Genomic DNA, 10559 nt, shown 5'->3' on the forward strand with positions numbered 1-10559 from the left:
TTAATGAGGTTAACACACTATAAAGTTTTGACTGTTTGATGCTTTTTATTCTATCTTTGCTCGATGCAGTTTTCTGAAATTTTAGGACAAGAATACATCAAAAATCATTTGACAAAAAGTGCGGATTTGGGCAGAATTTCTCATGCGCAATTGTTTGTTGGGCCAGAAGGAAGCGGTACTTTGCCCATGGCGATTGCTTATGCTCAATACGTTTTATGCAACAATCAAAACGGTGAAAATACGGGCGCCAATGAAAGTTGTAATATTAAATTCCAAAAAATTTCGCATCCCGATTTGCATTTTGTGTATCCTACCGTAAGTACCGAAGAAGTGAAGAAAAGCCCAAAAAGTATTGACTTTATTACTGATTGGCGCAAATTTATAGCACAAAATCCTTACGGAAGTTTGTTCGATTGGTATTCGGTTTTGGGAGTTCAGAACAAGCAAGGCGAAATCCGAGTCGATGATGCTGGCGAAGTTTTAAAAACATTAGCTCTAAAATCCTACGAAGGTGGTTATAAAATTATGATTGTTTGGATGGCTGATAAAATGAATATTCCTGCCTCGAATAAATTGCTAAAATTACTCGAAGAACCACCTGAAAAAACCCTTTTTATTCTGATTTCAGAAAACGAAGAGGACATTATCCAAACCATTCGTTCCCGTTGTCAAGTGTTGCATTTTAATGGTTTGAGCGAAAAAGTCATCTCTGATGCGCTGGTTTCACGTGAACAAATAGAACCAAAACTAGCCTTAAAAATTGCGCATCAAGCACAAGGAAATTACAACAAAGCGTTGCATTTGTTAAAAGATGACAGCGAAGAATTCCCTTTCGAGCAATGGTTTGTAACATGGGTTCGTGCGGCTTTCAAAGCCAAAGGAAATGCTGCAGCGATTCAGGATTTAATTCTTTGGAGCGAACAAATTGCAGTTTTGGGGAGAGAAACCCAAAAAAAATTCTTGCAGTTTTGCATCGAAATGTTCCGACAAGCTTTGTTGCTCAATTACGAAACACAATCACTGGTTTACATCGAGCCAAAAGTAGAAAAATTCAAACTCGAAAACTTTGCTCCATTTGTAAACGGCAGCAATATAAACGATATTTTCAAAGAGCTTTCGGATGCCATGTATCACATTGAGCGTAACGGAAATGCCAAAATTATTTTAACCGATTTATCTATCAAACTCACACGATTAATTCACAAAAAATAAATCCTATGAACAACATTGCCTCTATCTTGATTTTAGTTTTTTTGGCCATCACTTTTATACAATCCGGTTATGACAAACTTTTTTATTGGAAAGACAATCTCGACTGGCTAAACGGTCATTTTGCCAAAACACAATTAAAAAACCATGTCCGTTTAGCCTTGTTTCATATACTCGTTTTAGAATTAATTTCGGGGATTTTGTGCGTTGTGGGTTGCATCGAATTATTGGTAAATAGCGGCAGAACATTTGGTTTATACGGTGCTATTTTTTCGTGTATTACTTTGTTAATGTTGCTTTTTGGACAACGACTAGCCAAAGATTATGACGGCGCAAGAACCATTGTTATTTACTTTATTCCAGCTGTAATGGCGGTTTTCTGGTTGAGTTAGAAAAAATTTAATTTACCATATAAGGCATATAAGGTCATTAAAGAGTGAGTGCAAAGTGTTTATGTGTATTACTCAAAGTAACTTTTTGCTATTTCCGAGAATGAATTATATTTTTACAACAACAAACTTAAATGACCTTATATGACTTATATGGTTGAAAAAAACTAAATTATGACTCCTAAACATCCTTCAGAATCCCTCACAATATTAACCGATTTAGTTTTGCCAAGCGAAACAAATCCGTTGAACAATCTTTTTGGCGGCGAATTATTGGCAAGAATGGATCGTGCTGCAAGCATCGCTTCAGGAAGACATTCCCGCAGAATAGGCGTAACGGCATCCGTAAATCACGTAGCTTTCAACAAAGCGATTCCGCTGGGAAGTGTTGTTATTGTTGAGGCAAAAGTCTCCAGAGCATTCAAAACTTCGATGGAAATTTACATCGACGTTTGGGTCGAAGACCGACAATCGGGCAATCGTACCAAAGCCAACGAAGCCATTTATACTTTTGTAGCCGTTGATGATACTGGAAGACCTGTAGAAGTTCCGGCTATAATCCCAGAAACCGAATTAGAAATAAAACGTTACGATGCTGCTTTGAGACGTAAACAATTGAGTTTGCTCTTGGCTGGAAAAATAAAACCCGAAGAAGCAACAGAGTTGAAGGCGTTGTTTGTTTGAAACACTTAATTACCATATTTAAAATGAGTTAAGTTGAATCTAATCTATTTAGTTTTTTATAAAATTATTGTTTTTTAGTCTTTTATTATTGTTTATCAATAATATTTTATATTTTTGTTATAACTCTAAAAGCAATAAAATCATGAAAAAGGTTAAAGTTTTAAAAACACTATTAGATTTTTTTTGGTACACTACAATTGTAGGAACATTTACAGTTGCAATAATTTTTGTGTTTGTGATAATTTCAGAAGACTCATTCAAAACTTCGATAGACATTTTTGGAGAAAAAATTATACCAAGTCCACAGGAGACTATTTTATTAATACTACTTTCCCTAATCTTACTTGGCTCTATATTCAATGCTCTTTTCAACCTAAGAAAATTGATTGCGCTTTTTGACAAATGCATAATTTTTGACAATCAGAATATTAGGTTTTTAAAAAATATAGGAACTTCACTTATGTTTACTGCTTTACTTATTTTAATTTTAATTATTGCTGGAAATTATATTCTACTAAACAATGGTGTTTTAAAGGGTAGTTTTCCTTTTGGATATATATTTCTTACTGCTATTTCTGGACTTTTCTTTTTAGTGTTAAGTGAAGTGTTCAATATCGCTAAAATGACGAAGGAAGAAAACGATTTAACAATATAATTATGCCAATCATTGTAAATCTTGATGTAATGCTTGCCAAAAGAAAAATGCGTTCCAATGAATTGGCGGAACGAATTGGCATTACGACGGCCAATCTTTCTATTCTGAAAACAGGTAAAGCAAGGGCAATTCGGTTTTCAACTTTAGAACTAATTTGTGAAATTCTGGAATGTCAGCCTGGAGATATTATGGAGTTTGTAAATGAGGAATAAGTTTTCTTTTTACATTTTTAGCCCAGATAGCAGTGGAAATCCTTTTGCTTTTTCCTTTAAAAAAGCAAAAGATTGAAACGAATAGCTGGAATAGCTCCAAAAAAAGTAAATAAATTTTTCAAAAAACATTCCCCTTGCTACTTCCAAAAAAAGAAGTATTTTTACAAAAAGAGAAACATAAAATATAAATGAAAGAAAAGATGAGTTCAGAGAAAGAAGCCAAATTAAAAGCACTACAACTTACACTTGACAAACTAGATAAAACCTACGGAAAAGGCACCGTGATGAAAATGGGCGACAAAGCCATTGAGGAAGTAGAAACTATTTCGTCTGGATCTTTAGGAATCGATTTAGCTTTGGGAGTTGGCGGTTATCCAAGAGGAAGAGTGATCGAAATATACGGTCCAGAATCTTCAGGAAAAACAACCTTGACTTTGCACGCCATTGCCGAAGCTCAAAAAGCGGGAGGAATTGCGGCTTTTATAGATGCTGAACACGCTTTCGACAGAAATTATGCCGAAAAATTAGGGGTTGATATCGAAAACTTAATCATATCACAACCGGACAACGGGGAACAAGCATTAGAAATTGCCGAGAATTTGATTCGCTCTGGCGCGATTGATATTGTCGTGATTGACTCGGTTGCGGCTTTGACTCCAAAAAGTGAAATCGAAGGCGAAATGGGTGATTCAAAAATGGGGCTTCACGCTCGTTTGATGTCGCAAGCTTTGAGAAAATTAACCGGAACGATTAGCAAAACAAATTGTACGGTTTTCTTCATCAACCAGTTGAGAGAGAAAATTGGTGTCATGTTCGGAAATCCAGAAACCACAACAGGTGGAAATGCCTTGAAGTTTTATGCTTCGGTTCGTTTGGATATTCGTCGTTCGACTCAAATAAAAGATGGCGATAACGTACTTGGTAACAGAACCAAAGTTAAAGTCGTAAAAAACAAAGTCGCTCCACCATTTAAAGTTGCCGAATTCGACATTATGTATGGCGAAGGAATTTCAAAAACGGGCGAAATATTAGACTTAGCCGTTGAATTTGAAATCATCAAAAAAGCGGGTTCTTGGTTTAGTTATGGTGAGACCAAATTAGGACAAGGTCGTGATGCAGTGAAATCTTTAATTAAAGATAATCCAGAATTAGCCGACGAATTAGAAGAAAAAATAAAAGCTAAAATCAAAGAAAATAACGCTTAAAAATTATAAATGAGTCCTGCAAATGCGGGACTTTTTTTTTACTTAGTGTCATTGCTAGAAGTTGCAAGGCACGAAGCAAAGCAATCTCATATCGAGAACAACTAAATTGAGCAACTACTAGGATTGCTTCGTTCCTCGCAATGACATAACCTACTTTTTCTTTTCAAACGCTAACAATTCTGTGTGGATTAAATTCCAAGATTGTTTGCGAATTTCATTTGCGTCTAATTTTGTTTTGCCCTTAGTAGCGATAAAAGGCAAAATATTTACCCTTAAAACGCCCGGACTTCCGCTCAAAACAGTATACGAATACCTAGCTTTATTATCTGGAAATACAATTGGAACTATTGTTAATTGATGGTCAATGGCGAGTCTAAAAGCACCGCTTTTAAATTCGTCTAAAACTATTGATTGATCATCAGGAACTTTTCCTTCGGGGAAAATACAAATACTCAATCCTTGATTGATTCGTTTTTGGGCTCTTTTAAAAACTTCGCCTCTACTTCTTGAAGAATCTCTATCGACTAAAATACAGGTTCTTTTGTAGAAGAAACCGAACAACGGAATCTTTGATAATTCTTTTTTTCCAACAAAAACAAATGGTTTTTTTACAACAGCAAGCATCAACATAATATCTAGCATCGAAGTGTGATTGGCTATAAAAACATAATTTTTATCCTTGTCTAAAGCTTGCATTTTTCCAACTTTATAATAAAATCCCATTCCAAAAAGAATGCATTTTGCCCAAATTCTCGCCATTTTAAAATAGTAAGGATAGCCGCTTTCGGTCAAAATAGAAGCAAACAAAAAAGGAAACATAATAATTATAGGAATCGCCATAACGACGTAAAACCAGACATGCCAAACCAGCCAAAAAATTATTTTTATTCCTCTCATAGCTTCAAAAGTAAGGAAAACTAAGTGAGTCTAACCGCAAAGTGCTCAAAGTTTTTTCGCAAAGTAAAAAAAGAAGCTGTTTAACTTTTGGTAAAACAATTAACTTTGTATTAAATCAACAGCAAAGTGCAGAAAGTTTTTCGCAAAGTAAAAAGGAAACAATGACTGAAAATGAAATTTCTAAAATTATAATCGGTTTAGCCATAGATGTTCACAGAGGTCTTGGTCCTGGTTTATTAGAAAACGCTTATAAAGAATGTTTGTTTTATAAAATAAACCAATATGGCCTTTTTGTTGAAAAAGAAAAAACTTTGCCTTTAATCTTTGAAGATGTAAAATTAGATTGTGGTTACCGTGTTGATATATTGGTAGAAAACAAATTAATAATTGAACTTAAAAGTGTAGAGTCATTGTGTGAAATTCACTTAGCTCAGACTTTAACGTACTTAAAACTTGGAAATTATAAACTCGGACTATTAATAAACTTCAACGAAGTTCTATTAAAAAACGGAATTAGAAGAGTTGTAAATAATTTATAAACTTTGCGAACTTAACAAAAAACTTAAATCTCCCGTGTCCTTTGCGAAAAACTTTGCGAACTTTGCGGTTAATAAAAAAACATAATGGCAAAAATACTCACTGGCGTTCAAAGTACAGGAACACCACATCTAGGAAACTTACTTGGCGCAATCATTCCCGCAATCGAGTTGTCGAATAATCCGAAAAACGAATCGTTTCTTTTCATTGCTGATTTGCATTCGATAACTCAAATTAAAAACGGCAAAACATTAAGAGAAAATACGTACAGTACTGCTGCTGCTTGGCTTGCTTGTGGTTTAGATGTGAACAAAGTAGTTTTTTACCGCCAGTCTGATGTGCCACAAACTGCGGAGTTGTCTTGGTATTTGAGTTGTTTTTTCCCTTTCCAAAGATTGACATTGGCACATTCTTTCAAAGACAAAGCCGACAGATTAGAAGATGTCAACGCAGGATTGTTTTCGTATCCAATGCTGATGGCTGCGGATATTTTATTGTACGATGCTAATTTTGTTCCCGTAGGAAAAGACCAATTGCAACATTTAGAAATTACGCGTGATGTGGCTTCGCGCTTTAACCACCAAATGGGAGAAACATTCGTCATTCCCGAAGCAATTGTACAACAAGACAGCATGTATGTTCCGGGAACCGATGGTGGAAAAATGAGCAAATCGGCCAATAATTTCATCAACATTTTCTTGGATGACAAAGCCTTACGCAAACAAATAATGAGCATCGAAACCGATAGTACACCACTCGAAGCACCAAAAAACCCGGATACTTGCAATGCTTTTGCACTTTATAAATTATTAGCAAACGAAAGCCAAATTCAAACCATGAAAGCCAATTACCTTGGTGGTAATTATGGTTATGGTCATGCTAAACAAGCCTTGTTCGAACTGATTGAAGAAAGATTCAAAACCGAAAGAGAAAAATACAATTACTACATGAATAATCTTGCCGAAGTAGATGCTTTATTGAAAGTGGGTGCCCAAAAAGCAAGTGTTGTGGCCAGTGGTGTTGTGGCAAGAGTAAGAGAAAAATTAGGGTTTGAGTAAGAATTAAATTAACCATATAAGGCATATAAGTTCATTTAAGACTATAATAGTCAAATGTTTAATTTTTGTTCGGGAAACCAAAACTTAAATGACCTTATACATCTTATATGGTTTAAAATATTAAATGTTAATCCCATCAAATTGCCTCAAACAATTTCCCTGGCAACGGTCGAATCACGCCTTTGAGTTCCATATTTAGTAGCATTCCTGAGATTTTATAAATAGGGAAATCACAACGCAAAGCAATAATATCCATCAATTCTTTTCCGTTTTTGAGGAGATAATCATATACTTTTTGTTCGTCGGGTTCAAGTGTAACGAAGAGTTGTTTTTGTACCGCTTTTCTGTCATTGCGAGCTTGCGAAGCAATCTCCCAATTCAGGATGTAAATTAAATCTGCGGCACTAGTTAGCAGGTTTGCTTTTTGGGTTTTTATCAAGTTGTTACAACCTTGACTGAACTTATCTGATGTTCTTCCCGGAACTGCAAAAACATCACGATTGTAATCATTGGCGATGTTAGCCGTGATTAACGAACCGCCTCTTTCGGCAGATTCGATGACGATTGTAGCTTCGGAAATTCCTGCAACGATCCTATTTCTGCGAACAAAATTTTCTTTATCGGGATTTGACGAACTCCAAAATTCGGTCATGAAACCGCCGTTTTCTTCGACTTTGGCAACATATTTCTTGTGGGTTTTGGGGTAAATTTGGTTCAACCCATGTGCCACAACGCCTATCGTTTGCAAATTATTATCCATCGCCAACTGATGTGCGAAAATATCAACGCCATAAGCAAAACCACTCACGATTACAGGATCTAGAGGCGATAAATCTTCAATGAGTTTTCGGCAAAACTCCATTCCGTAAGACGTAATTTGCCGCGTTCCCACAATGCTGATGATTTTTTTATTTTTTAAATCTATGTTTCCAGAAGTAAACAACAAAACCGGTCCATCGATGCAATGTTTCAACCGATCCGGATAATTTTCGTCTTGAAAATAAGCAACGTTGATTTCGTTTGCATTGATATAGTTTAGCTCTTGTTCTGCTTTTTCAAAAACTGTTTTGTTTTTTAAATTCCGAAGTAAAATAGAACCAACGCCATCAATAGCAGCGATTTGTGAAGTTTTGGTTTTGAAAACAGCTTCGGCACTGCCGCAATGCGCAATCAATTTTTTGGCCATAATGTCGCCAACACCATCTACTTGGAGCAATGCCAATAAATGAAATAAATCCTGGTCTGTCATAGGAATCGTTTGAAGTTGAAAAGTATAAAAATTTATGCGAATTGTTAATAAAAATTGTGAATAAAATTTTGATAACTATTTTCATTGTATAACTTTGTGTCTATGAACATCGAACCCTACATCGCCCAGCTTTTATACCGTTATCAATGTGTAACCGTTCCGGGTTTCGGAGCGTTTTTGACCGAAATACAATCGGCTCAATTGATAGAAAGCTCTAATTCGTTTTTTCCTCCAAAAAAATTGATTTCTTTTAATTCCTATCTAAAAAATAACGACGGATTACTGGCCAATCATATCGCACAATCCGAAAAAACATCTTATGAATATGCGGTAAGTGCAATTCAATATGAGGTTTTTCTTTGGAAAAAAGCGTTGCAAGAAAATGGCTTGTTTGCTATAAAAAACGTGGGGAATTTTTCGCTTAACGCCGATAAAAATTTAATTTTTACCCCAAATGATCAAACCAATTATTTGACCAACTCTTTTGGTTTAAGTGCGTTTGTTTCGCCACTTGTAAAACGAGAACTTTTCGAACAAAAAATAGAAGCTATTGCCGAAAAAGACGTTATAGATTTCATTCCAGAAAGAAGAAAAACAAGTGCTTATTTGAAATATGCAGCGGTTTTTGTACTTGGATTAGGTCTTGCGGGAAGCATTGGTTATCCATTGTACCAAAACCAAATTACCACTCAAACTATTCTTGTTGAAACCGCGGTTCAAAAACAAGTTCAAAATAAAATACAACAAGCGACTTTCTTTATCGAGAATCCAATTCCTGCGGTAACTCTTACCGTGAAAGAGGAAAAATTATCCTATCATATTATGGCTGGTGCTTTTAGGAAAGAAGCAAATGCCCAAAAAATATTCGAAACACTCTCCAATCAAGGCTATAAAGCGCGACGTATTGCACAAAATAAATACGGACTATTTCCGGTTCTTTACGGAAGTTACGCCACGTTTGCCGAAGCGGAAAAAGCAAAAAAAGTTATTCAAAAAACCGACAATCCTGATGCTTGGGTTCTGGTTGAATCACTATAAAAACAGAAACCTATTCTTAACCGAATAGGTTTTTTTTTGTTTAAACTCACTTTGAAGATTATCCATTCGTTACAAGAGGATTTGTAATTTATAATAAAATGTTTATATATTTGAAAAGTGATAGGACTGACGGTTATCTGACCAAGCCACCAAAATTTAAGGTGATAAGTCTGATTTTAGCAGACCTATATAAAAGTTTGGCGAAACATTCTGAAAACCGAATAAAAGAATATAAATGAAAAAATATATTTTAACGATAATCTTATTTAGTATTAGCCAAGTTTGGTCACAAGAATGGAAAGCTCCAGGATATCAAAAAAAAATGTTTGATGAAGGTAAAGAATATCTCAGCAAATTAGAATATTCTAGCGCGGCAGGAATTTTTCAGTATGTTAATGAATTGAATCCAAATAATGATTTAGGAAAAATAGCTAAAACAAAATCTGATTCGTTGAAACCGATAGCTAGAATTAAGTTAATAGTAAGTATTATTGGAAAATGGAAGCTTAAAGAAACTGGATCAAATTGGGGATTTCAAAATCACAAGGATTCTATAAATGATCAATTATTAATTATTGAACAAAATAAATTTCTATTTTTTGAACAAAACAAAATAACAAAAGAATTAAAACTGATTAAATCCGAAAATATAAGGTTTTCGAAAAGTACACATGAAAGCATTTATTCCTATGAATTTGTATTTTCTGATAATCAAATTTGGTGGTTTGGAATAGATAAAAATAATAACCAATTAAGACAAATGAATACTGGCGAAGAAACTGAAAAAGGAAGGACGGAAATTGTTTGTGGTAATTCTGAATTGCGTTACATAAAATTAGAAGATTAAAAATGCATCGCCCAACAGCCAATTTGAGCTAGCCGAAGTTTAGTGGAATTAACGTTTCGCATCAAGTTTTCGTTAAGCCGAAAATTGAGCGGTTACGAACTTCCAGCCAACTCAAAACAGCAAGACGTTACCCGCAAGCGTAGCGCACAACATAAACAAAGAACAGACATTTATGAATAGATTATTTTTAATAATGCTGGCTTTTTCGCTTTTTGTAATTAGTTGCAATGCACAAACAGTAACTAATCCTAAAATAGAGACTGTTTTCCTAGAAAAAAATGACACAACAAAAAACTGTTACACAATTATTTATCCCCCAAAACTTCCTTGGACAGGATATTTGTTTCTTGTTCCAGGTTTTGGGGAAACAGCAGAAAGCGTTTTACAGGAGACTGACTTACCAAAAAAATTAGCTCAAAATGGAATATTGACAATTAGCCCAACTTTTCAAGATGGCGTTTTATCTTTTGGTGTAGACATTTTAAGCCAACAAACTTTTGACAAAATTCTTAAAGATGTAACTTCAAAACACAAACTTATTGGCCAAAATTTTTACGTTGGTGGATTTTCAATTGGTGG

At 34.8% G+C, this 10559-nt stretch carries 12 protein-coding genes and 1 pseudogene; 11 read left to right on the top strand and 2 right to left on the bottom strand.

Features of this window, described 5'->3' with window-relative positions; all coding sequences use genetic code 11:
• Positions 1-63: 63 nt before the first annotated feature.
• From RMO53_RS00615 to recA, 6 genes are all read left to right on the top strand, one after another.
• Positions 64-1212 carry a DNA polymerase III subunit delta' gene (locus tag RMO53_RS00615; protein WP_310377410.1) on the top strand — a complete coding sequence of 383 codons (1149 nt, stop codon included), beginning with the start codon at positions 64-66 and terminating at the stop codon, positions 1210-1212.
• Between the two features lie 5 nt (positions 1213-1217).
• Entirely contained in the window at positions 1218-1601 is a 384-nt protein-coding gene (locus RMO53_RS00620) for a DoxX family membrane protein (RefSeq protein ID WP_310377411.1), read from the top strand.
• A 171-nt stretch (positions 1602-1772) separates the two neighbouring features.
• Complete coding sequence (locus RMO53_RS00625; RefSeq protein ID WP_310377412.1) at positions 1773-2282, top strand: acyl-CoA thioesterase; 510 nt, start codon at positions 1773-1775, stop codon at positions 2280-2282.
• A gap of 142 nt (positions 2283-2424) precedes the next feature.
• Entirely contained in the window at positions 2425-2937 is a 513-nt protein-coding gene (locus RMO53_RS00630; protein WP_310377413.1) for a DUF2975 domain-containing protein, read from the top strand.
• A 2-nt stretch (positions 2938-2939) separates the two neighbouring features.
• A complete protein-coding gene (locus RMO53_RS00635; protein WP_310377414.1) occupies positions 2940-3149 on the top strand; it encodes a helix-turn-helix transcriptional regulator in 210 nt (69 codons plus the stop codon).
• Between the two features lie 200 nt (positions 3150-3349).
• Complete coding sequence (gene recA, locus RMO53_RS00640) at positions 3350-4354, top strand: recombinase RecA (protein WP_310377422.1); 1005 nt, start codon at positions 3350-3352, stop codon at positions 4352-4354.
• Positions 4355-4504: 150 nt separating this feature from the next.
• Here the strand turns inward: recA and RMO53_RS00645 are convergent, their stop codons facing one another.
• A complete protein-coding gene (locus RMO53_RS00645; RefSeq protein WP_310377415.1) occupies positions 4505-5251 on the bottom strand; it encodes a lysophospholipid acyltransferase family protein in 747 nt (248 codons plus the stop codon).
• Between the two features lie 41 nt (positions 5252-5292).
• On the opposite strand from RMO53_RS00645, the gene RMO53_RS00650 reads away from it, so the two are divergent.
• A complete protein-coding gene (locus tag RMO53_RS00650) occupies positions 5293-5790 on the top strand; it encodes a GxxExxY protein (protein ID WP_310377416.1) in 498 nt (165 codons plus the stop codon).
• An 84-nt stretch (positions 5791-5874) separates the two neighbouring features.
• Complete coding sequence (gene trpS / locus RMO53_RS00655; protein WP_310377417.1) at positions 5875-6846, top strand: tryptophan--tRNA ligase; 972 nt, start codon at positions 5875-5877, stop codon at positions 6844-6846.
• 136 nt (positions 6847-6982) lie between these two features.
• Here the strand turns inward: trpS and dprA are convergent, their stop codons facing one another.
• On the bottom strand, positions 6983-8095 hold the full coding sequence (gene dprA / locus RMO53_RS00660; protein WP_310377418.1) for a DNA-processing protein DprA: 1113 nt from the start codon (positions 8093-8095) through the stop codon (positions 6983-6985).
• A 102-nt stretch (positions 8096-8197) separates the two neighbouring features.
• Here dprA and RMO53_RS00665 point away from each other — a divergent pair, with 102 nt between their 5' ends.
• The 3 genes and pseudogenes from RMO53_RS00665 to RMO53_RS00675 all read left to right on the top strand — a co-directional run.
• Positions 8198-9133 (top strand): SPOR domain-containing protein, encoded by a 936-nt coding sequence (locus tag RMO53_RS00665; RefSeq protein ID WP_310377419.1) that lies wholly within the window; start codon positions 8198-8200, stop codon positions 9131-9133.
• Between the two features lie 235 nt (positions 9134-9368).
• Positions 9369-9980, top strand: a complete 612-nt coding sequence (locus tag RMO53_RS00670; protein WP_310377420.1) for a hypothetical protein — start codon at positions 9369-9371, stop codon at positions 9978-9980.
• Between the two features lie 172 nt (positions 9981-10152).
• A pseudogene (locus RMO53_RS00675) lies at positions 10153-10559 on the top strand (alpha/beta hydrolase); the annotation flags it as partial.

It is taken from the genome of Flavobacterium sp. (assembly GCF_031409475.1).
Lineage (GTDB): Bacteria > Bacteroidota > Bacteroidia > Flavobacteriales > Flavobacteriaceae > Flavobacterium.